Source organism: Zobellia sp. 1_MG-2023 (genome assembly GCF_030549125.1).
Taxonomy (GTDB): Bacteria; Bacteroidota; Bacteroidia; order Flavobacteriales; family Flavobacteriaceae; genus Zobellia; species Zobellia russellii.
Window position 1 is genome coordinate 681,877 of sequence record NZ_JAUOSY010000002.1, and the last position, 24,497, is coordinate 706,373.

The 24,497-nt window shown below is 39.6% G+C and carries 17 protein-coding genes; 1 reads left to right on the top strand and 16 read right to left on the bottom strand.

The window, feature by feature from the left end; translation table 11 throughout:
• Window positions 1-3: 3 nt before the first annotated feature.
• The 15 genes from Q4597_RS06885 to Q4597_RS06955 form a co-directional block, all read right to left on the bottom strand.
• Window positions 4-6,966, bottom strand: coding sequence for a hypothetical protein (locus Q4597_RS06885; protein ID WP_303405432.1), 6,963 nt, complete (start codon window positions 6,964-6,966; stop codon window positions 4-6).
• A 199-nt stretch (window positions 6,967-7,165) separates the two neighbouring features.
• On the bottom strand, window positions 7,166-11,746 hold the full coding sequence (locus tag Q4597_RS06890; RefSeq protein WP_303405434.1) for a hypothetical protein: 4,581 nt from the start codon (window positions 11,744-11,746) through the stop codon (window positions 7,166-7,168).
• Between the two features lie 15 nt (window positions 11,747-11,761).
• A complete protein-coding gene (locus Q4597_RS06895) occupies window positions 11,762-12,184 on the bottom strand; it encodes a GPW/gp25 family protein (RefSeq protein WP_303405436.1) in 423 nt (140 codons plus the stop codon).
• 10 nt (window positions 12,185-12,194) lie between these two features.
• On the bottom strand, window positions 12,195-12,485 hold the full coding sequence (locus Q4597_RS06900; RefSeq protein WP_303405438.1) for a PAAR domain-containing protein: 291 nt from the start codon (window positions 12,483-12,485) through the stop codon (window positions 12,195-12,197).
• A gap of 13 nt (window positions 12,486-12,498) precedes the next feature.
• On the bottom strand, window positions 12,499-14,247 hold the full coding sequence (gene vgrG / locus Q4597_RS06905; protein WP_303405440.1) for a type VI secretion system tip protein VgrG: 1,749 nt from the start codon (window positions 14,245-14,247) through the stop codon (window positions 12,499-12,501).
• Between the two features lie 35 nt (window positions 14,248-14,282).
• Window positions 14,283-15,026, bottom strand: a complete 744-nt coding sequence (locus Q4597_RS06910; RefSeq protein ID WP_303405441.1) for a hypothetical protein — start codon at window positions 15,024-15,026, stop codon at window positions 14,283-14,285.
• Window positions 15,026-15,184 carry a DUF5908 family protein gene (locus Q4597_RS06915; protein WP_303405442.1) on the bottom strand — a complete coding sequence of 53 codons (159 nt, stop codon included), beginning with the start codon at window positions 15,182-15,184 and terminating at the stop codon, window positions 15,026-15,028. The genes Q4597_RS06910 and Q4597_RS06915 overlap by 1 nt, the downstream gene beginning before the upstream one ends.
• A gap of 10 nt (window positions 15,185-15,194) precedes the next feature.
• Complete coding sequence (locus tag Q4597_RS06920) at window positions 15,195-15,668, bottom strand: phage tail protein (protein ID WP_303405443.1); 474 nt, start codon at window positions 15,666-15,668, stop codon at window positions 15,195-15,197.
• 8 nt (window positions 15,669-15,676) lie between these two features.
• Window positions 15,677-16,144 carry a phage tail protein gene (locus Q4597_RS06925; protein ID WP_303405445.1) on the bottom strand — a complete coding sequence of 156 codons (468 nt, stop codon included), beginning with the start codon at window positions 16,142-16,144 and terminating at the stop codon, window positions 15,677-15,679.
• Window positions 16,145-16,193: 49 nt separating this feature from the next.
• Entirely contained in the window at window positions 16,194-17,147 is a 954-nt protein-coding gene (locus Q4597_RS06930) for a hypothetical protein (RefSeq protein WP_303405447.1), read from the bottom strand.
• A 30-nt stretch (window positions 17,148-17,177) separates the two neighbouring features.
• Window positions 17,178-18,086: a hypothetical protein gene (locus tag Q4597_RS06935; RefSeq protein ID WP_303405449.1), complete on the bottom strand. Its 909-nt coding sequence runs from the start codon at window positions 18,084-18,086 to the stop codon at window positions 17,178-17,180.
• Window positions 18,087-18,123: 37 nt separating this feature from the next.
• Complete coding sequence (locus Q4597_RS06940) at window positions 18,124-19,395, bottom strand: phage tail sheath family protein (RefSeq protein WP_368506674.1); 1,272 nt, start codon at window positions 19,393-19,395, stop codon at window positions 18,124-18,126.
• A 158-nt stretch (window positions 19,396-19,553) separates the two neighbouring features.
• Window positions 19,554-20,885 (bottom strand): hypothetical protein, encoded by a 1,332-nt coding sequence (locus tag Q4597_RS06945; protein ID WP_303405453.1) that lies wholly within the window; start codon window positions 20,883-20,885, stop codon window positions 19,554-19,556.
• The gene (locus Q4597_RS06950) at window positions 20,878-21,522 is read right to left on the bottom strand and encodes a DUF4255 domain-containing protein (RefSeq protein ID WP_303405454.1); all 645 of its coding nucleotides are present in this window, start codon (window positions 21,520-21,522) and stop codon (window positions 20,878-20,880) included. Before Q4597_RS06950 ends, Q4597_RS06945 begins: the two co-directional genes overlap by 8 nt.
• A gap of 189 nt (window positions 21,523-21,711) precedes the next feature.
• Complete coding sequence (locus Q4597_RS06955) at window positions 21,712-22,050, bottom strand: response regulator transcription factor (protein WP_303405456.1); 339 nt, start codon at window positions 22,048-22,050, stop codon at window positions 21,712-21,714.
• Window positions 22,051-22,291: 241 nt separating this feature from the next.
• Between Q4597_RS06955 and Q4597_RS06960 the strand changes: the two genes are divergently transcribed.
• The gene (locus Q4597_RS06960) at window positions 22,292-22,429 is read left to right on the top strand and encodes a hypothetical protein (RefSeq protein WP_303405458.1); all 138 of its coding nucleotides are present in this window, start codon (window positions 22,292-22,294) and stop codon (window positions 22,427-22,429) included.
• 1,032 nt (window positions 22,430-23,461) lie between these two features.
• Here the strand turns inward: Q4597_RS06960 and Q4597_RS06965 are convergent.
• Complete coding sequence (locus tag Q4597_RS06965) at window positions 23,462-24,013, bottom strand: collagen-like protein (RefSeq protein ID WP_303405461.1); 552 nt, start codon at window positions 24,011-24,013, stop codon at window positions 23,462-23,464.
• Window positions 24,014-24,497: the final 484 nt, after the last annotated feature.

The window sequence follows — 24,497 nt, forward strand, 5'->3', positions numbered from 1 at the left end:
ACCTTATTTTAATACACTTTTAATATGTTTTAATACCGTTGTATTTGCTAATGATTTCAGTTCCTCCGAATTCCAACCCTTGTCTATAATTTTAGAAGAAACTCCCTTCGATTTAAGAATGTGTAGGCTTTTTTTGAGCGTTTCCTGATCCTCTTTTCCAAGTTTTTTGTTTTTATCGAGCACCAGGCCATCCATTAGATGCCAGGTCGCATTTTTGATTAGCTTAGCATAAGCAGGAAGATTATTATCCTTTTGCAGACTATATCTAGCAAAAAAGTCGACCAGTTGCTTATACCCCTGTATGCTGGGGGTATTGCTTAGGAAAAATTGAGTGCGTTCATAGCTTTTTGACTGAGCTATGTTTTCGTCTAGATTGGTGTTAATGTTCTTTAAATAGCTTGGTTTTCTCTTACGCACCAGTGCTAAAAGCGCCTTTTTAGCTGCATTATCAACTACTTTTTTCGTAGTCGTTTTCTTTTTTGAAACTGTTTTGGCTTTTGTCTGGGGTGCTGTCTCAACTCCGGATTCCACCGCTGATGAGGCCAAAATGGCACTACCTGAAAACGGTTCAGGATTGCCAGGTACATCATCTTGATTATTTTCGGGTGGGCAATAGCCCCAATAGAGACTGCCTTCATGTTCTGGGGGTAAACAGCATGAATCGATGTCTCTTTTTTCTTGGGGTTCGCAGGTACAATCACCTTCCGCACCCGGAATAGATGGGCAAGCTGGTTCGGAAGTTAGGTGCTTAATGCAATCAGTAATCAAGCAATTTGGAGAAACTCCAAAGGGGTTACAAAAGGGAGTATTTTGTTCTGTGTCTGGATCTTGCCTCCACTGAAGCCATTCTAACCAAACCCTATAGGCATCTTCAAACTTGCACATATCTCTTGGACTTAACCATAGAATATGAAGTCCGACCAAGGCTGGCACTTCTTTGTAAAGTAATTTTTCAAAGGCTTTTCGGGCTGCATTGGTCCTGAATCGTTTATCCCATGCAGGTAGTGCTATAGTAGCCCAAAAAGAATAGGGATCACTGCCAGGTAGATAATAGATCATATCCGGATTTTCCTCTGCACAAGGGTCATCTTTGTCCATATCAGGCATCCAGTCAATATCGCAGCAATAATCAGGACAAATGGGAAGTAGGCAGCAAAGCTGTCGTTGTTTACCGTTTTCTTCAACCATAAACTCGTCATTACAGGCGTCCACAGTTTTAGGTCGAAGCAAAATATGCTCCAAAAGATGCATCCCCATATTGTTCACGCAATCTTTTGTACTATCGATAGCATCTAAAACCTCTTGCAAACAACTATATTGTTGTGGATGGTATCCCAGTTCCTTTCGTTTGTCTACCAGTCTGAAGGAGAAGGGGCCATAGCGTGTTTTTTCAGTACACTCTAGGGTCAATAGCTTCTTGCCCACTAATTCACAAAACTCTTTGAAGGCCTTTTCTGCCGCTTCGCAGCAAGCATAGCAATTGCTACTTTCAAAAATATGGATTGCGTCACATGCTGCTATATCCTTTTCCTCGTCATCGCCGCAACCGCATGGTTGTAATCCGTCTGGACTAATTTCTTTGTCATTTGCTGACCAATAAAGTCTATAGCAGTATCCCTTTTCTGTTTTATGTACAGGAAAATAGTTCGATAACTGTTGAAGGTCATTCAGATTAAATTTACCATTTTTTAAGAATGCTAATACTTTCGGTTTATTCTTGTATTTTTCGCTTAAATACTGGCAAATCTTTGCCAATTGCTCTGCCTCTGTTTCCACCTTTTTTATGCAAAGCGGCAGACACTTGCGTATGGCCTGTACAAAATCGCACAAATAATCCATTCGGTTTTCTATGTCGGGCAAAGCCTCAGCGAAGTGTAATAAAAAGTGATGTTCTGGAGGTAGGGTATCTGCTTCAAAAAGGTCTGTAGTGATATATTTAGTCCAATCCAACCCTTCCAATGCCGACAACCAATGGGTCATTTGCACATCACGAATTTCTTCGGTTTCATAGTGACAACTATGTTCGGCAACAAAGTAATGCGGAGATACTACTTTGAAGGTCCAAAAGCCGTTTATACAGACTGGGATATAATTATCGCAATCTTCCGCGGCATAAATAAATTCTCGTACCCCGCCAGGTACACAGGAATCACACAAATCGCGAATCTCTGGAAAGGCATCATTCCAAGCTTCCGTTTCCGATTCAAATTTACAGGCGCTCTCGATCATTACCTCGACCAGTCCCACATAAAACATCCCTTGTTCGCATAGTATTCGACAGTTATTCGGGGTTCCTGCCAGAGTATAAAAATGGCAATAGGCCTCGATTGCCTCTTCAGCGGTGTCAAAGCAGTCCACACTTAGCCAAATTAACCGCTCTATAAGGCTCGGGTCTGCTGAAAAATCACAGTTACTATCAATTATTTTTTCGTCCAGAACCACGCGATAAGCATAGCGTGTATGGCATTTTTCATCGGCTTCATTATTAATGCGATAAATTGGAAACATTTCGGCCAATAGTACATGGTATGCAATCAGGTCTGTTTCCCCCAAGCCTAGTTCATTTCTTGTCTGTTCAGGAATTACAGCAATCAGCGAAGTCTCGGTGCATACAGCCGAATCGGGTTCCTGATAAACCTCTTCTAAACTTATTCGTCCATTTCTCTTATCGCCTAGGGTGTCACCTAAATAGCTGAGCGTATCTCTAGCAATATCAATAACTTCAAGCCAATGGTGTTTCCAAGCTGCCTCGGCCTCTTCGAAACTATCATACGCTAAATAACTATTCAATAGAAATTCGCGATTTTTAGTATCCTTAAAACAAACTTGATAATGGAACTTACCAGGGCTCTTTTCTGGGCAAACTACCTTTTTTTTAGGTGGGCACTCATTCAATGAAATTGGCGGAACAGCAGTACAAATTGGAAATTTGATAGCCTCTGCCATCTCTTTTTCAGAACATTTGTATGGGCTACTGGCCAAAGGGGTATTTTTTTTGTAAAAACGCCATTCATATAATTCTGCTTCCTGTTCTGAAATGGCATTTGCGATAAAATTTTCTCTTGGAGTACCCTCTTTTGTGTACACATCGTTCACGTAGGATATAAGCGCTTTTGCAGCAGCAGGCGAAGCCTTTGTCGTGCCCAACTTATATTGAATAGCGAGCGGTGTTTTTTGATTGGGTCCATACAAGCCAAAATCGAAATTGCGCTCTTTTTTTCGTATGTTCTTAAGTTGTAATGCTGGCAAGTTTTCAGCAAAGTCAATATAGGCTGCTGTTACTTTTTTGGTCGAATCGAAATTTTTGAAACTTTTGAAAATGGGTTCTAATCGACCTTGTGAATTACTTGCGCCATATACAAAGCTATACTTCAAAGGCCGTGTAAGGACATTAAATTCATACTGCTGTGAAACGAGCGACTCATAGTTTCCATTTTTGGTTTCTGCAATAATCTTCTTATCAAAATCGCCCTGAGCCTTAGCCTTGGAAGGATACTCTTTACTCGATTTCAGGACTACTTTTGCGTTTTCTGAAAAAGACCATGTATAGGAACGGGCTTGTTCATTTACCGATAACGGAGATTCATAATTCTTAAGAAAGAGCATTGTAGCCTTTAGCGCCCTATCTCGATCAGGGGCGGTTTCAAAGGGTTCTGCCGGTAAGGCTAAAAAAGCGCCAAATTCGTCCAATAGAATAAAACTGTACTCCGGATTGCCTTGATCACCTGAAAGGAGGTAATTCTTTTTTATACCACCTCTTTTAAAGGCACTACCCATCGCCTCCAGCGCTTCCTTTTCAGAATCGAAGCAGTCATAACTTTTAATGGGTGGCGCACTATTTTTAGGTTGTAAGTTGAATCCGAATTTCCCTTCTTGCCTTTCATATTTCGACTTGGTATTCCTATTAGCGAACACGCTGACACAATCTTCGATCAAGGATTGCGTTGATTCTATGTTTTTTTCTATGGGGTTTGATACTGCAATTCGTTTTCCTTTTTCGTTACGCAATTCAATGGTCAACTCCTTGTCATTTTCTAAAAGGGTATAGTTATCAAAATTGCTACCTATCACCTTGGCCTGTCTCCATACTGCGATTGCCTTATTTTTGTCAGAATGATAGTTAATACCATAAATTGTTAGCTTCCCTTTGATGCGTAGTTGCCATTGCAGGGCCGTCTTATGTTGATTCAGATACTTTTGCGTTTCGGGCTCTTTAATCAGCATATCCCACGCTTCTTCGGCGCTATTAAAAGCAAATTCACTTTTTACTTTTTTCTTTGTCGCAAAATTGTACTTAATCCATTTCCAGCGAATAATGGTTTGAATTCGATACTCAAGGGCATTGGTATCGAGGTATCTTTTTTCGTCGAGCTGCACTAAGCGGTACTTTGTAGACTGCTTTTCGATTTTTTCTTCAGCATTTATTCCATTAATAAAATCAAGCTTTTTGTTGTTGGCAATTTTTTCCGACTTGAATTTTATGTTGGGATTATAAATTACCACTTCCTCATTGGCGTCAAGCAATTGATGATGGTATTGGTATTCACTGATGATTATATTTTCGTCGGATGGTTTTATCGAAAATATGCGCTGTATCTCTTCCCTGTTAAAACCGTTTAAGTTTTTTTCCAATCTTTCGTATGAGTTGGGTGTGCGCAAGTCAACTAGTACTTTTTCAGCGGCCTGAAAGAGTTCGGCCTTGCTTTTGAAGCTTCGATTGCCCCTAAAAAGTACGTTTCCCTTAGAGTCATTTAATTGTAGACGATGACAGGGGGTAACCTCAAAGTTGCACAGGTTTCGGCGGCTGTAATTGTCTATTCCCGATAATAGAGAAATGCGCTTTTCAAAACCGGAAACATTATGGGTGTTCCAGGAAGCTTCGATATAATTAAAAACCCTAGCCCTATTTCTGCTTATTTCTGCGAATTGGTTAACATAGTTAGATTGATCAGTTATTGTGCGTTCACTTAGACCAGAATCGGCTGCGGTGTTTTGATATTGCTGTAGCGTATAATCGGTAAAAACCTCACCAAATCTAGCCAATAAATGATCCAAAAACAGTTTGCGTCTTTGCAAATATGCAGAATCACCTTCCGCAAGGCCTTGAATAAAATCAAAATAGGGAATAGGGCTATAGCTTAGATTAAAATAATGATAATCAGAACCACTCGGGTGTGCCAAATCTGAAACTAGCTGATAGTTCGCTGATAAAGAAGAAAGAAAAGCAATGCTTCTTGCTTCATTAATGGCCTCAATACTCGAGGAAAATCTTTTGGTGCCTACGAAGGCAATATCAGAAGGAATGTTAGGGTAGAGTACGAAAAAGTATCCTCCCTTATCGATAAGAAATTCAATCTGATAGGCTTCATTGAAAAATGAGTCAATCAACTGATTGATATATATATATCTTATGGCGGCTGAAGAAAAAGTAAGTACCTTAAGATGTGCTGGGTTGGTATCACAGTAGTCGGCTATAGTTAGGCGCGTTGTAGGATTAGATTCTAGCAGGCTTATAGCCTCTTCCCAAGCGGAATCACGTGCGACTGGAATAGCCAGTTTCGTGCCTTTTGACATTTGCTCCTCTGCTTCATAAAATTTCAAAAGTTCATTCAGACCTGGTACGTTCTCAGGTAGCTGCGAAAAATAAGTGTGCTTTTCTATAGGTTCTCGCTCTTCCTCGGGCTTCAACGAAAAGAGGGAGCGCAACCGTGATAACTGGGCTGTATAGTTTGCCAATAGTTGGTCGTAAAAAAGCAGGTAGCCCTTTAACTGTAGGGCCTGTGATTTACGCAAAAGCGTGGCACGTTCAGGTAGGCCATCATCACCTATACCATATACAACAGGAAAATCATTTTGGATTGATTCGAAGGAATCAAGATCATCAAGATGCCTTCCCACTGGCACCTCTGTATCGAGCTCGGTACTGGGTAGTAGAAACTTTCTTAAAAAAGAAAAACCTCGATGTATTTTTATTTTATCCAAGGGGATATACCCCTCCGTACTATAAAGATCAACACAAGTCTCCTCCAAGGAAAAGAAGGGCACCTCTTCCGTAGAAATTGAAATACCTGTGGCCCAACTGCTTGGCGCATCATCTTCTTTTGCACAAAATTCAGGCATAGATATCTTGGTGCCTCCGTTGATATGAATTTTCTTGACCCTTAAAACTCCCTCGACATTCAAAATAACGGTATATAGATCCGAGAGATGAATTTCTTTGCGTTTGTCCAAGGCTTCCAATTCTTCGGTATCCACAAAGCCATAACTTTCGTGCATGAAAGGCCTGCCCGCGAAGATATCATCGATTGATTTTCCCTTCTCCAACAATTCGTTAAGGGTATAATACTTGATTTGAGGTTGAATAAAGTTTCTGATGTTCTTTATAATTTGACCATATACCTTTTCGGGTGCAAAACCAGAATCGATTTCAACTTCTGCGCAAACGCCTAATTCCAAAGGTGACAACAAACATATTTCATCCTTAAAATCTTCACATAGGTTTCGATGTGCGGCCAGTAATTTCTTGACCTCATTAATGAGTTCTTGTTCTTGCGCTATAGTCTGAACTATTGTGGTGTCTTTCTCTATAAATACCTTATAAATCCCATTCAAGTGTAGTTGTAAGAACTTTGGATTCTCGATAGCGCAGGGATCTTGTGGGTTGGTAACAAGAACTGTCTCCGAACCAGAAAAAATGGGTTCAATTGGATCTGGAGCCGAGGGTGGCGAACAAACCAATTTGTTGGCGCTGTGATCTATAAAGAGAGAGACTTCCTGATCCATGGGTTCCAACCAAGCATTGCGCACCCCATTGATTTCCAAGAGTAGTTTTCTATAGTCAAGGATGGTCGTCGGGTTTACTGTTAGGATTTCTAAAGGCGTTAAAAAATTGTCATCGTTGTCGGCCGGTATTTCGGGGGTAACGAGATCTACAAACGGAAGGTTGGTTTTGTAGCCGAGATCCATTAGGGCATAAATCAACACTTCGAGGATGGTAATCCCTGGGTCATGCACGTTATGATCTGTCCATATCTTACCTGAAAGCGTACCGATATGTTCCAATCCTTCTTTCCTGAGGTTTTCAAAATTCAGGAATTCAGGTATGTTCGGGTCTTTTTCCGATAATACGTTGATCTTATTTTCTAATGTATTTGCCATCTTTAGATCAATTCACTTTATTTATCAATATGCTAGGGGATGGGCATTTTTCCTCGTCGATATCCACACAAATTTCCCCTGCGGTCAATATAGATCGGGCGGTTAGGGGTCTTATTATAGCCCCAGTTTGATTGCAATCTCCTTCCAACTTCAAATCAACAATGAAATCCACATAGTCTAAGCCCTCAATGTAGCCTACGATATCTGAGAATAACACCTCTTCGCCGAAGGCTAGTTTCTCCGAATCACCCAAAAACCAAGGGGCGAGAAACAAGGTGATATCCTCTTTTAATTTTTGGGCATAAAAGTTTTGTGATTTACCACGATATAAGCGTACGGCAATACAAACGTTCACGAATTCATATCTTGGATTCATTACTTTCAAGCGCGCAAAGGGGGATATTTTAGTACGCAGATGATCTCCTATTTTTTCTAGCAGACTCACAGGTGCCTTGGGTTCCAACAGGCCCCCTGCCTTTAATTTGGTCAGGTCGGGTATCACGGCTACAACCAAAAAGCCAGGGGCTATTTCGAGGTCTCTTCGGTATTTGTTGGCCGAAAGCCCCATGGTATGCGAAATACACTTTGCCTTATAGATTTCAATAAAACCTTCGAGTACGATTTTTTCATAATCTGTAATCATGCACGCTCTTCCCTTGTGCTTTAAATGTTCACTGACTCTTGTATAAAAGTGACCTTCTGCCTCTGGTTTTCTACCCTCGAAGGCATCGTAAAGTTGTTCTACCTTTTTAACGCTAAAATCTCCTTCTACCAATTTGGCAATGCTGCCCGCCTCCAATGCGGTTTCAAGTCGATTCGTATCGTGTAAACTATTCAATCGTGCCGAGGCCTTGGCAGCTTGGGTATGTACTCCGATGGTTTCAGCAACGGCCCGTACATTTTCTGCTGCGGATACTTTAATCCAATACAGATTGTCTGGCATTATTGTGTTGCCCAATTTACTTATGGCATCGGGTACTGCAATGCTCACAATGCCAGAGACGGTAAAACCATCGGTTTCATCAGAAAGCACATCAAATTCTGGGCGAAGTGCTACCCAGTTATTGTTCGTTAAATAGTGCCACTTAATTTTCGCTCGGTCTTGTTCAGAGTCTGCTGTAGCTTCGGCTAATTGAAACAGGAGCGATAGGCTGCCGCCGGGCGTAAGTTGGTCTATGCCAATAAACAAGGTTCCCTCATCATCAAAATATGGCAAAAGGGTAGGGTTTTGTTCAATGTCTTCCCCTTTGGATGTATTTTCAAAGGGGTACAGGTGTACAATTGCTATATCCTCTTTAATAGCCTTTGCTGTATAATCAAGGTATAAATTTTTTATGATAGGTGTCCATGGTTCCTTTGGAATTAAGGCTTGAAGCGCATCTTCATCAAGTATTTTAAGGATATTTGAACTATCCAATACATCAACAAAACCATTAAAGGAAATCTTAAGGCCTTCTGCAAGTGCTAATAGAGGAGTACCTGCAATATCAAACTCTGGTGTTAAATCATTTATTATTGTTATGATTTGAGTAATTGCATCTGGGGCAGGAAGGTTACCAATAACATTAAAAAGATCAGCAAAGACAGAAGCCGGGTCTGCAGCGGCAGTTTTTGCTATATTTATTAAGGATCTTACATCGTTTAGTCTAGATACCGCAGTGGTCGCGGCGGCACCAGTAAGTTCATTTTCAACGTAACTCTCTATGGCATCTATTGCACCAATAATGTCATCTAGGGTACCATTAATATCGGAAATTAGAGCAGTTAGGTCTGGTAATAGTCCTAAACTTTCTAGAATGTCCTTAACGGGTGATATTATGGTCTTATTAGAATCTTTATAATAAATGGCATCTGTTAAGACCTTACCTTCACTCATATAAGCATATGCTAACATCTGTCTTGCCAGCACAAAAGGATACTCTTTATGTAAAAAATCTTGATCTTTAAGTGTGAATTTCAGAAACCCATTAAGTGATTTTTTAAAACTTTCTAGAGGCTCATTGTAATCTACATACTGAATCAAATGCTTATTTTCGATTTCCCAGCCATAATTGCTAATATCTTCCTCTAAACAAGGCAAGTTGCCAAAACCAGTATTTGTTTTACTGAAAAGCAGAATTTCATCGTTAGATTTCCATAGACCATCTTCTAGCTCTTCAATCTTTAATTTGAATAGTTCTTCATCTAGACCAAAATGTTCAATAGCTTGTGGGGTGCCCTCAGGTGTACCTTCTTTTAGGTATGCTTTATAATGATCATGAAAACTTGCAGGTTTTTCTTTCCATTCCATATTGACTCTAATAGAGCCCCATTTTTTATAGAGTATTTCTTTGCTACCGATATAGAAACTTGGACCTAGGAACAATTCTGGGTTGGTAATTGAATCGACAGGAATGCTAAGGTTTGCCTGATTCATTGGATCAAAACCTGGAACCTCGGGTCTTATTCCAAAGGGGTATAGCTGACTGTTAATGTCTAACGCTCCCTCATCGTTTTGAACAATAAGATTCTTAACTCCACATACTTTGACATCTATCTGGGCATTAACTAATTGAAGATGTTTTAAAAAATGGTAAGGGGAAATAAGCAGCTTATCAATTTCAAAGCGTTTTTTTAAATAGCAGGGATCAATGATGTTAGATGTTTCTCCACAATCGATTTTAATCTCCTCGTTCAATTCTATTTTTACCAAAGGAAAAGTATCCTTTAAGTCAAATTCTTCCTTGAGATTCTCTTTGTCATAAAAAACAATTGATGGAACTTCCGGTCCCAACACAACATTGAGTTCAAACTGTATTTCACCCGAAGGTGTTTCGCCTTCGGTTGGAGGCAAATGTATGTGTACAGTGGGTACGGCAGAAATCCATTCTTTTTCACCACTGAACCATAACTTAAACAATGCGTTTTTGCTGGTTTTCGTTGTCGCCTCATAGTTTGTGAAACAGCCTTCTAAACTTTCCCTATCCGAATCATCGAAAATTTGTTTGCAGCTAATAGGGTCTTTTGTAGCAAAAAAAGTATCCAGTTCATTTTCACCCAATTCGTACGGATTTCGAAAAAGTAACAAGTTCGAAATGTATGTTTTTGCCTTTTGGGATAAGTCACATTCCTCTAAAATTTGATTATTAATGCAAAAACTTGTTTTCTCCGCATCAATGTTCAGTTTCGCCTTAATTTCAAGCAATAGCGCATTTATTTCAGCCGCCTGAAGAAGGCCTTCATTATTCTTGATGCTGCAATCCAATAGAATAGTAATTGTTCTTTGGCCTTCCTGTAACAAGAGCACGGGAGAGGCTAAAACAAAACCCAGTCTTGCCTTAGGGTGTTCATCTGCTGCTAAATAACCTTCCTGAATATATTCACTGTATTTTGACCCCAAGGTCGGCCAGTTGTTTGCTTGGCCTTCCTTGAATTTTTTGCCCATTCCATCCATTGAATTCGCAGCTGGGGCGATGTAGACCCCTTCGGTATACTTTTTATCTCCATCTGTGACCGTATGCAAGGCAAGGGTGCGCAGATCAGCTACTTGGGCCTTATCTATAACTATCTCGTGGTCTAAGCCAAATTGAATGTCCTGCTTATTGTCATCCTTACCATCTTTTAACAACAGATCCTTTGGCAAAGGATAGGCCTCAAGGTGCTTGGCAACCTCAAAAACAATATGGGCCTTGTCGGGCACTGCGGACTTTGGAACCATTTTTAATACCTGCTCATAGAAAAAATCTAAATGTTTTTTCCCTAAAGCATTGATATCTCCTTGAAAATGTTTGAACAATTCAAGAAAAGTAAATAGCAAGGCAAGATGGGGGTGGTGCTTTTTTTGTAAAGACTCTTCGAATGGTCTAAGGCTTTCTTCAATAAAATTGGGTGCCTGGTCGACTATCTCCTGTAAGCCATTCAACATAGGGTAAAACAGGCCGAAAATTTGTTTTGCTACCAGGGCAAAGGCTTCCTTTTTACCTCCTTCGACTTTTTGAACACAGCTATCAAGGGCATATGCCTCGGCTACGGAGAGCTGCCAAGGTTGCTCCAGGTAGTGCATAAAGTTTTTCTTGGGGACACACAAAAAATTGGCACTAGCATTGTACAATGCTATATAGCACTTAAGGCCTTCAAAAAATGAGGATCTTATAATTGCCAATAAGGGTACACTAAAACTATTGGACGCCTCAATCACAGTTGTATACAAATTATCTGTAGGAACAATCAAGGCGTTGTAAACGAAATCTAGCAGCGATTCAAGGGTCTGCTTTGACGGGTTTGCTATAAGTTCCGCGTGCAACAGCATAAACTGCTGCTCTAAATCATCAGTAGAAAGCCTGCTCAAATGGGCCAATTGAAATGGCAGACTGTTTGTGAAAAAGGAAGCCCAGTCACTTACTTCTTGGTACTCAGTTTCAGTAGTGTCTTTACGGTATTCGTAGAAATTTATATAGCGCGCATACCCACATATGAGTACCAATCTGTCAGCCAAAGTGCTACCATCAATAGGGGCAAATTCAGGCTCGAGTGCCGCTATGATTCTGGTACGCTGGCTTGTGCCAGTACGGTACTTTAACGGATGTGTTATTTTTGATGGTTCTATCATGGTTCATTATCGAATTTAAATTCGCTGATCGGCTTCCCTTAAGTAAAAATCGTAGACATAATTAAACCGGGTGTTGGTACCTTCAATACCATAATGCACCGTTATACGCAGTATGCCATGTAATAATTCAGATGAATCAGGCTCAGTAACGTCTACCCGCTCTAGCTTAATTCTAGATTCATAGTATAAAATTGCTCTTTCTACAAGGTCTTTTAGAAATCCGATAAGTGAGCTGTCCATACTTTCAAATTGATAATCTTTGAGATTGCAACCGTATTCGGGCTGCATTACCCGCTCTCCCAAACTTGTTGAAAGCAATATTTCTAGGCTTTGTTCAATATCTTTTTTAGCACTTACCATGGTTATAGTACTACCTGCCTTGTCAAAGTTTGGTGGAAAAGACCAGCCTGTTCCTAAATATGCCTTGTTTGTTTCCATCTTTTTTTATTTATCCTCCAATCATTACGGTTGGAAATCCTTGAACTATTACGCCCCCGTGGGCGGTCGTATCTCCCATTCTTGCTGCAGGTCTACCTCCTATAAAAACTGTTCCGGAGCCTTTTACAAGGGTATCTGGTGGCCCTACGCAAACACACATATCGCCTATTACAGCTGCGGGTTGTCCGCCTATAAGTACGTTGGGTACCGACGGTCCAACTATTGGTCCGCCGACATGGGGTACGGGTCCGTTAAACAATGGACAGGTGTGCATGTCAGAAATTCTTGCTGCTAGTGGCATCGTTTTTTATTTATCAATTTATATTTACCAGGGATCCCTTAATCTCTGTGATTCCGTCTGATGATAGTTTGGCGGTCGCTCCTTTTACTTCCATACTTGATTGGGCGGTTATGGCCATTTGAGCCGCTGCCAATGTCAGGGCCAAACCTGCTTTGAGATCTATTTTTCCAGCAGCTTCGATCTTAATGTCAGTAGCACTTTTTAGCTCGATTCCTGATGTATTCATCTTGGTCAGGTTACCATTTTGATCTTCTATGGTTATCGATGTACTGCTTTCATCAAGGGTAATACTGTTGCCAGCTGGTGTATTTATTGTTATTGTCTTGGTATCGTCATTGAAAAACACGCGCATTTTTGACCTTGTAACAAAGCCTTTCTCATGGTTGGCATCATCAGCATCTATTGGTGCTGGGCGTGTACTGCTATTTACCATGCCCAAAACCACTGCGTCTCTTGGATCATCGTTCAAGAAGCCTACGATTACTTCGTCTTCAATCTCTGGCAAGAAAAATGAACCGCGGCCCCCATTGGTATCGCCCTGTCCGGCATCCAAGGTGCATATTCTTGCCCAAACGCCCCTGGCTGAATTGTCAATTATCGGCAGGCGTACGAGAATTCTATTTTCCCCTTCTGGATCGTCTTGTAACTGTACCACCTTACCTATTTGAAGCCCGTTTATGGCTGGTACCAATCCAGAAGCGGGAGTATCTAAAACATCTTTGAATTGTTGTGAGAAACACGTTGGACTCAAGCCGAATTGCGCATTGGTATACCAAGACCCGTCACGCACATCTTGTCGAACCGCAGATACATAGGCCTTTCCGGTAAACCGTGCCCCGACCCCTTGTAGATTAATCATTTGCCCTGGTTTCAATGCTTCAAACCCTATAAACTTTGCCGTACCTCTTATTTTGGCCAATCGACTAATTTGCAACATCGATTTCGTCCATTCCTGCAACTCTTCTGCAATTGCCTGACCCGAATGCCGCAATTCATATTTTTCGGGTGTCAAATTCTCGGCCAGTTGTGCTCCGTTTACATTGCCAAGTTCGATGATATTGACTCTATCGCTGACATGCTCAAAGAGGTTTTGACCACTGTAATCCCACGATTTCGCCTCCACAGATGACCATTGACTCCTGCCATCCATCTGTGCCTCAAAATCTAAGAGTGTGGAACCGTAGAGTACCGAAATGGAGGCATCAGCATTGGTTTCAGGGGCCTTGATGTTGATTTTACCGTCGTCAACCATTACTAATTTTCCGTTTGCTTCGGCCCGCATAAGTAAAAAATCCCAGTCTGTACAATGATGCTGTACCATTTCAAGATGAGAAGTATTGGTGGGGTCGACCTCATGGCTCAGACCCTCGTACCTGCCGATTACCTCTTCCATGATTTGGCTATCCTTACTGTTTTCATAGTAAAAATTGTGCCGGCCCAAGGTCATTTTTACTGCTTCATCCATGCAATCTAAAACCAAATGGGTTTCGCCATTTTCCTTAACGCGAATACCATGCTTGGTGATAAGACCCTTAAAAAGTTGTTTGTTTTCGCTGTCGCGACCTACTTTTATACGTACCGATTTGCCAGGCAAGAACTCTTCATCTTCACTAATCTTAAATGTTTCTTGCGAAGCATCACCATCTTTAAGAATAATTTTGGCTGTTGGTATTCGATTGATTTCCTTTTGTATGGAAATAGAAAGTACCTGATACCCAGGATCCACCAACTCCTCATTGATTAATATATCGAAGGTTGACACATTGTAAGATGTCTTTGTAGGAATTTCTCTTTCTTTCATGGCGCACTTTTATCTAAGGGAGGAAATACTATTTCTAAGCCTGGATTAATTTTTCGAAACGTGCTAAGATTATTTGCCCTGGCTATTTGGGTTACATATTTCGGGTCTTTATAAATGTCAAAGGTCATTAGATCTAACCGGTCGCCTGACTTGACAAGTCTAACATGAGTAAGATCCGGAGATCGCTTTTTTTCCCTTGCTACACGTTCTTTTTGTGCCACATAGTTTAAAAAGGTGGCACTTGCCTTTATGCGAAGTGGATCTCCGCTGGGTTCAAAAAGGGTATAGTTTAAATCTAAATTTGAAAGAATACAAGTAAACTTAAAACCATCTCCCCAATGTAGTTTCAGAAAATGAGGCCTATGGATTTCGCCGCTCATATTATAAACGGTATCCATGAAAAGTTTCAATTGTTCTTTTACAGGTTTGGGTTTCGCTTCAAACGATTGGTCTTGGATAAAGTTCTTATCTAATTTTGAGTTATAGCCTTGAATGGTATTGGTGCCATCAAAAATAAACTCAAGCTTTAGCTCCTCCGGCTTTGTACCCTTATAATTGGCATTTGTACTCTGATTACCCTGCCCTTTTTGCTCATTCAATTCTACCTTGAAATTCTGGGTAAAACTTTCAGGATTTACAGGTAAAAAGATTGGATTGGTTTCTAATTTGGTCTTAATAGTAAAGTCTTCGTTATCGAAAGCTTCAATTGAAACCTTAACCAATTGTCCACTATTTTTCATCAGCGTTCTGTTTTATCCTTTATTATTTGCATTACCTTAGCAACAATCTCATCTACATTGACATCTCCATTGGATTGTTGTTGGTCACTTCCATTAGAAGAACCTTTACCTTCGCTAACGGTTGCTTTGATAATCAATTCTCTTATTTCTAAGGGCATAGCTATATTTTTAGTTGATTGCTACTAGTTTAAAATGATTATAGTTCAGCTCCAAGGTTTCAATTAGTACTTCGCCGCGTTCGGCGTTGAGTTCACCTACCTTCCAACTTACCGGCCATACATGTGCAAGTTGCCATTTCAACATCGGTTCGTTCTTTTCATTCAGCAGTTCAACATCAACACCACTAATGGGTATAATCTGTCTGTCTTGAAAAGCTTGCTGGCACCATTTGGTCAATGCGGAATCCTTTGGAGTGAGAATGCCCCTTTTAAGGGTAAGCGCAGTATATTTACTTCTGCCAGGAATACTATGCTCAAAATTGTTTATGCCTCCTTCTTTGAGTGACTCTTTCTCAATTTGTACATCGAGACCAGTTACCGACTGAAACTTGACATCGACCGCTTTGGCTTTAGACAAAGTGATAAAAGATACCTTAAAATGGAACCCTACTATCTGATGAACCGTGTTGGATACTAATTTCATATGCTAAATTATTTGGCCTCTAAAATTGTCAAACCTTCATGCACTAATTCCATGGTTTCAATGCCTACTTCATTAGCGTCGGCTTTGAGATCGGTAGACTGTACTTTACTTGGCCAAGCATTTTCCAAGATCCAAGTAATGATGGGTTCGTGTTTTTCATTCAGCAATTTAATAGTAACGGCCCTTCTGTATAAGGATCCAGTATCATTCCCCTCCTGAAAGAAATAGGTCTTTTGCCATTCTGTAAAGAAGTCAAAGTCACCTTCAAATGTCCCTCGTTTCATGGTGATATTGCTGTACTTAGTAAGTCCAGGCTGCTTCGTTTTGTTGTATTTTTTACTACTTCCCTCTCGGTATTCTATAACTTCTGTTTCGAAGTCTAACCCGCTCACTTCGGTGAACCCAATTCGAAAATCACTTCCCCATTCTACTAGAAAATGAAACTTTGGTAACGGGTAATCTCCTATAGCTGCCATATTTTATGTTTTTATATATTTCTTATTATTTGTTACTTTTTAAGCCTGACTATTTTGTATCTAGTGCTTTTGCTGTTTCAATAGCATCATTAAGACTGTTCTTTTTTGTAAGGGTCTTATTGCTAATTTTCTGGCTTTCGATCCACTTATCTTTAAGTATTTTTGTAATATCTACGGCAGTTTTTAAGGCTGTTTTTACCTTTACGTAATAGGCATTTCCTTTAGGGCTCATTTCTGTAGAATCATCTGCTTTGATTGGAAATTCGGGCATGGGTTTTACAACTTTGTGATTGCACGGATAACTTGGAGCAGCTTCTTCATCTTCTGAATCGCAATCCTCATCGTCTGACTCGTGTACTATACCGCTAAAGACATCTTTTATACCTTGTAATTTATAACCCAAGCCTAATTCACCGCAGATAAAGGCCCATAAGAGGGTAGCACATTTAAGTGTTTCCAGAAGCTTGCTGAGAACGGCCTCCTGGCATTTACAAATTGCTTTGATTTTCGCTTCATAGGCTTCGATACATGCGATGATATCGGTCTTTTCCTTATCTGTGATATCTTTAAGACAATTAATGAGCTTTTTAAGCGCCTCAATTTTATCTTTTAGACCAATCGCACTATCATCATAGGTGTATAAACAATCAAATATGGTTTTCACCAAACAGGTGAGCTTTTCCAATACCTCGTAGGTACATTTAGATTTTGTACAAACCGTTTCAACCTGCTCCAATAAAAAATCGAGCTCGGTAACCACGAGTTTTACCTTTTCGTCTGTAGTTTCAATAAGTTCGCACCAGCCCTTTAGCTTGGTCTCCCAGCCCAATGAGTTGTCGTAAGCTTCCTTGTTCTTATCGGTCGTTGCCTTTTCTATAGTATAGATATTGCATTCCTCTTTGTGTTCTTTTTCCCATTTTTCAAGGCAATCTTTAGGTTCAGTATCATTATCTGGATCGTCCTTGCAGCAGGTACTGTTTTTATTTTTTAGTAGACTTTTCATAATGTTATTTTTATTTAATAAGTAGCTATCTTAATTCTGATCTTTCATAATCTTTTGTATATTTTTCTCGGGCGTATCATCTGAATCTTTACAACATTCATCAAATTCAGCACATAAATCCAAGCACTCTCCGTCACAATCGCAGTTACAGATAAAATCAATTACTTCACAGAGCCCTTCAATGGTTGTACTTTGAGAAGCTTCCTCGCATTGCATCTCGGCCAGCTCTAGTACTACGTTGTTCAATTCTTCTCTAAAGGTTTCTATTTCTGTAGCAGTTGATGCAACATTCGCCTCTGCACATTCCTTAAGTGTCGTTACACTTGTCATTAGGTTTGTAGCAAAGTCTTTAAGACCTGCAGTATTTGTAAAAGTCTGCATGCCTGCAATGATTATCACTGACTCTACTGCATTCTCTCCTTTGTCTTTTAACGTTCCTGATTTTGCGTTAATATCGTCAAGACATGCAGTAACTTCATCTGCATTTTGCTTCTCTTCTTTGCTTCTCTTCTTTTTATTGGACTTGGAAAAAACGATTTCATTTATACAGGTAGTCATAGTGCATAATTCACTGTTTGCCGCAACTATTTTTGTGCATAAATCGTTCAATAGTTTCGAAGACTCCGCTATGAGTTTTTCTATATCCGCATCCTTTTTTATATAGTTTTCAATATTTGCCTGAATAATTTCAGTCTTCTTATACTGCTCTAGCGTAACACAACTCAAAATATCTTGGTAAACTTCATGGGTTTCCTTTGCTCCGTCTAAGCAGCAAATTTTATATCCTTTAGCAGACTCTTTGGAATTTCGGGAGGTTTCACCAGCCTTTTTTCCACTTTGCGCCTCTTTCTTTTCATTTTTGATATCGGCAAGGCTATCACATACAATAGTATCCGGGGTTTGTGAAGAACCTTTATCATTACCGTTATTACTTGCCATATTTCATATTCTTTAATAGTTATTAGACTTATGGTATTTATTCAGATAGCATTTTATGGCTAAATCTTAGAATGATGAATTCAACTGGCCTAACAACGGCCATACCTATTTCTACTATCATTCTTCCTTCCCAGATATCGACTTCATTCATGGTTTCGTTAAGGCCGACCTTTACAAAAAAAGCTTGCTCTGGTGTAGTACCCATAAGGGCTCCGGCACGCCATTGCTGCACTAGGAAATTATCAATCATTGATTTTATGCGTGACCACGTATTGATGTCATTGGGTTCGAATACGAATTGAATCGAGGCCTTTTTAACCGATTCCTCGACCATATTGAAAAAACGACGTACTGGAACATAGCGCCACTCGTTGCTATTACCAGCCAAGGTGCGGGCACCCCAAACGATGGCAGACCCCCTACCTACAAAACTTCGGATAGCGTTCACTGACCGGCCAGACCCTGCATCAACATTCAAATCCCTTTGTTGCTTATCCGTAATTTTTAACATAGGTTGAACCACTAAATCCATACTCACGTTTGCGGGAGCTTTCCATACACCTCGCGAAGAATCGACACTTGCATAGAGACCGACAACTCCAGGAGAGGGCGGCATCTCCATAGGGAAATCCCGTATTTTACTTTGTACCTGAAAGTAAAGGGCGTTATTTTCGGATTTGAGGTTGTCTAGAGTTCCTGTAAACGCCCCTGTAACATTGACATTGGGGTCTCCATCACCTTCCCCACCGTAATAATAATTAAGCTGAGTCTCAACATTCGGGAAATAAGTGGCACCATATTTTAAAATGTCCTCACTTGCACCTATGTTGGCCGACCGCATCTCATTTATAAAATCAAGATAGTTTAGGTTGGAAATCGGCTCGTTCTGCCAAATATCCATAACTGCGAAACGATCCTGGAGTTCTACGCACATATCCAATGTTTCCTTGAACAACCCGTAAAAGTTGGCTGGTTCTGCAATATTTTGGGCATCCGGGTATACATATAGTGTAATCTCATCCACTTTTTCTGTGGCCTCTAAACCTGTTTTCAAGGTATCACTATCCACTATTTGTGTAGAATAATCCCCTACCGATACAATCCAACAAGGTCCTCCGCCATTGGTAAAAAACATTTGCAAGGCATAGTGCATTAAGTACTTTGATCGGGTGGCAAGAGACACCTTTATATCACCAGGGTTCTCTAATGTGCCAGGTATATCCACCGTTAATCCGGTTTCTTTATCCGGATCTCCGAAAAATCGCTCATAGTCGAACAGTGAAGTGATTCGTTTAGGTTCGTTATTCAAAGTATCGCCTCTCTGATCTACCGCTTTTTCGGTGTATCCGATAAAGGCGGGTATTGCCGTCTCTACCTGTGCAATCGAAGGTGGGAGTTTAGGGATCTCTTCGATTTTAACTCCTGGTGTTTTGTAATCCATAATGACATTTTTTAAAGTTTATAATGTTAACTGTTCAACAATCGATTGGATTGATTGATAAAGATTTCTGAGAATATTTTTTCTTTTTCTACGCGCAGCGAGGAAATTTTAGGATGCGGCAATACCTGTGAAGTACCATTAATAAAAGGAACAAATGCTTCTGTAAGCGCCTTCGGTTTAATAGAAACTAATTTTTTGTTAGCTACCGTTTCTGGCACTAGGTGCGCACTGGTATCGGTAATTTCGGCTGCAGTAAAAAGGCTTTCACTATTATAGCGCCAATAGGTTCTGCGATTTTGGAAACGCAGTTCAAAAATTGGATGTGGTATAAGTACATCAGCTGCTGAGATTCTGGTTTTTAGAAACCCACCGGCATCCAGAAGACTATATGGTGAATCTGGCTCATCGAATCGCAGATCTATAATATCGAACTCACCATCATCATACAGCATATCATTTAAATGAATTGGAAATACGATTTCGGGCCCGGCATTTGCCGTTACCTTTAATATATAATTACCAGAAGGAATTGCCGCCGAAGTCGTGTCGGTTTCATCAATCTTCGTAAAGTTAAGAGCCACATTTTCCAGTGCTTCAGCACTGCTTTTTGTAATGGTCTTTACAACTGTGGCAGTTGCATCTTCGAGTACGAAGTTGATATCGGTGACTGCATCTTCTTTTTTTAAAGAGTAGTTGAAGTTGTGCGGAAGTAAATTGCGGTCAGAATCGCTGACAATACCTCTGTCTTCAACATCTTCCCAATGCGAGGAATCGGTACCGTCAGTTCGTTGAAGTGCTTCCTTTAGGGTGCCACCAAAATCAATCAATGCGCCCATTTCATGGTCCATGCCTGGTTGATGAGGCATAAATTTATTAGTAAGCTGTAGTGATTTATAGATTGGTATGGTGAGCTCGTCTAACTCCAACCGGCATTTATTTGTAAAATAGTGTATCGCCGGAAACGGTGACCGAAAACCCGTATTGGTTATTGTCTTGAAAGAAGAAATAAGCGGTAGCATCGAAAAACTTAGGTTAATTGAAGCGGGTACTTTTAATCGGGGTTTATATATGGTGGCTCCGGCCAAATCTTCAGCAATTACCTCAATACCGACGATAAAACCCAATGGAGTTTTGGTAAACAATATGTTGTACTCATTCATCGCTTGCATCGTATCTTGTATTGGGGTAATTCTGACAAACTCGCGAACATCGTAAATACTATGGGCCAACTTTTTGGTCAACAGTTCTTCTTTCTCGGCTTTGTTTCGTTCAAAAAATGATGTTCCGTCAGTGGTAGTCAGAAAATAGTCGTGTAAAATCTGAACTTCGAACAATTTTTTAAAAATGATTTCACTCATCGCATTCAGCATTTATAATGGTTTCAACCGTCTTAATAGTTTCAATTAGCGGTGCGTCTTGCCCGGAATTTTCCTGTACTTTAACCAATCTGATTTTATACATGGCAAATGGTACCTGTTTGCCTCCTAGTGATCCCCACAAATGATTAATCTGTTCAAAGGTGAGGGTGTATAGTTCCACATTCAATCGCAGCTCATCCTTAATTTCTTGAGGAATATTGACATCGGTGGATATAGAACTGAAGGGTGAATTCTTGACGGTAAAACTTTTTTTCGCTTGAAAAAACTGCACGATTAGTGATAATCTGTGCAAGGCGAACTCATAGGCATCTTGGAGGTCTTGCCCTAAGGTTGCAGATATTAATATATATAGATTTAGAAACACGGCAGGTTCTACGTAGCGTATTCCATTTAATGTCCGTACCGCATTGGTATTGTTTTTAAGGGTGCTTTCCTCTTCGGAATTCACCAATGTTATTACAATTTTATTGCTAAGATCTGCTGCAGCATCACCTTCCATCAAGGCGATGTTATGAAGAATAACATCATCTTGGGTAATGGAATCATCAGGTCTCTTGTTATGAAAGATGTACTCACTTAGTTCATCTCGCAATAATTTTAAAGCCAATCCAATCATAGTAAATGTTCATTTAACTAAGGACTGAGGGAACAGTAAATTATTTATTCTTGAGGGAAAAATGGGGGAGTATTTGATGTGTTTGTAAGTCGGCTTGGAACCTGTTACAAGATCGAAATAAAGGTCTTTGAAGTCAATCCCCATTTTTGGGGATTTTCTATTGTTCCATTATAAACAGCACTTCATAAATTAAAATGTAATTACTTGAGAGGCCTTGCCTATCAAATGTGCCGTATTTTTAACCTGAAATTTTTCAATAAGGTTTTTACGATGTGAAATAGCAGTGTGGTTACTGATAAAGAGCATATCTGCAATTTCTTTAGATGAAAAACCGTCAGCTATAAGCTTTAAAACTTGCTTTTCTCTAGGCGAGATGGTCAATATTTTTTTCTTTTTGAAACGTAGGCTATTAGATTTGGTTCTAGTCTCAAAGCAATGTTCAATTTTTTCTTTGTCAGAAACATCAAAAAAATAGTTGATGGCAAGAAAGTGCTGTTCAAGTTGGTGTAATTGTATTTCGTGTTTCAAGCATAGGTTTTTGCCACAGCAATTTGTAATATGATATCTTAACGTAAGTGAAGTATGAACATATGGAGGGGCAAAAAAGTTATACAACTGATTTTTTGTGGATGCAAGTTCTTTTTGGTCCACCAAGGAAAACCAAAAATCCCATCCGTTCTGGATTAGTGTATCATGGTTTTCCCTCAAGAGCTCTTTGAGTTTATTATTACAATACAAAAATTGATTTTTTTCAACTAAATAGATACATATGATAAGACTCTTCGAGGATTCACAGGCCTTAAGAAGATGCGACAATTTTGAAATAGTTGTCCTATCATCAAAAGCACGATTAGTAGACGTATTGGTCTTCGTGGTGAGGTTCATTGAAATGGGGTTGAAAGTTTAAGTTAATAAACAAAATACATCTGTTAGAAAAAATTGTATGATTTGACAGTTTTTTTGTACAAATGGTATATATATTAAAGAACTAGCCACACAACTATTAATACAAAGACCGTAAAATAAACTCCGCCTGTAGCCTCTATTTTATTCTGGTCAAAACGTACATAGTATGCAACTCTTCAAAATCATCGATTTTAAAAAGGGAAAAAGAATGAAGTTCGCTTGACCTTTTATTTCTACTTTATTTTGAGCTATAAATTCATAAAATTTGTAATCAATTGTTTCTTGTTGAATAATTCAAACCAGAAAACAATAAGGATTTAAAAGTAAAATAGACTTGAATTTATATTGTTTAATTTGTTATAAAGTAAGGGTGCGAAGCGTTTACATTTTGAGCGAGGTTTTACGAGCGAGAAATGTAAAGCAAGAGGGTAACACGCTAAAGCAGTGTTGTGTCTTTTAATCAATTGATATTCAGTTTTTTAGAATATTTTATTTTTTTTCGATTGAAAAAGTTTTGCTGTAAAAACGCTGGAAACCCCAGCAAACATTGAAAAATTTGCTGTAAAAAATATTATTTACTTCAAATTGTTGGTATTTCAGGCACCGTTTATTACGAATATAATTTTATACTGTTTGCTATCATTTGAGTAATGGGGGAAAGAAAATTTTAGAAAGAAGAGATTATTGGAACAAAGCAAGTGCGCTCTATTTCGATTTTAATCAACGTTTATCTACCGGAACACTATAAAACCGAAACAGGTCCGGCTCAGATATTTTATGGTAAGATTTGGGCAAGAATCATTACTACTTTTCAGATGAAGCATGAACAAATTATATAGAGAAGTGTAACTAATGATTGAGATTTAAAAAGGAGAAAGGGATGTTAAGGCTTTTTAAGCTTTTTATGGCTCATTTCCCTCCTTTCCAACTTCCCCTTCAAAAACCCCTATATTCTTAATCATCTAGCGCATATTCTATACCGGAAATAACCGGGGCAAAAGCCCCGGTTATCGTGTGTGTTGATATTCCGCCTCTAATAGTTAAGCCCAAAGTGGTTGATAACCTCTTGATATGACATTTTGTAGAGGTTCAGACTTTCCGCTTTGCTGCTCACCGTAGATGAGGGTATAATAATATACCTTGCCCGCCCTTCTGGCGGCGTACTACTAGTCTCCGTCCTGAAATAAATTCTAATCCGCCCCGCTTGAAAAGCGTAATTTACTGTTAAGGTCGCTGACCAAGCCATGGGAAGCGGGTAAACGTAAGATGCATTTTCAAAATATACAAGGATGACCGAATCTTCTAAGTCTTGGGCTGTTATATCAATGGCGGTTTGGTCATGATAGCCAAAAGTTGTGGGGCTAGACGACCAGGAAACATCAAACCAATCTGAAGATAAAACATTAGCGTTCCCATTTTCACCGGATTCACCTTGGGGGCCTTGTTCCCCTTGAGGTCCGGCCACTCCCTGTTCACCTTGAGGGCCTTCAGATCCCATGGGCCCCTCGGCACCTTCCTTGTCACAAGAAATTAGGATAGTTCCAAGAACAAGAAATAACAGTTTACATAATTTCATAGTTTTCATAATAAAATGGATTAATTCGTAATTGTTTTCACTAATTAATGACAAGAAAGGGGTGAAGGTTAACGCGTAGATAAAAAAGAGCGAAAAAATAGGGGTGGATTATTGGAAGAAACAATAGAGTGAACAGAAATGAGTTGCGAAATATCTTAAAACCACAATTTTGTAATTGGATTAGGTTGTTTGATTAAAAAAAAGCTCCCCTTCGCGCAGGGCTTCGAAAAGCGTAGTTTGAGCCGGAGAAGCCCGAGCGTTTAAAAAAGGTTATGTAGACATTTTTAGCGAAGGGGCGAGTTGGTGCGCTGGCCCTCAAATCCCACAGGCATAATGAAAAAAACCACTCTTTTAGGTGGTTTTTTAATTTTGTGGAGCCGGAGGCTATTCCCCTTTATAGTTTTAGATAATCAGTTTTAATGTGTATGTTTCTAAAAAACAGATGTTTACGCCTGTTTTTTATATCTGTTTATAACTTTTTTTAATAAAGAGA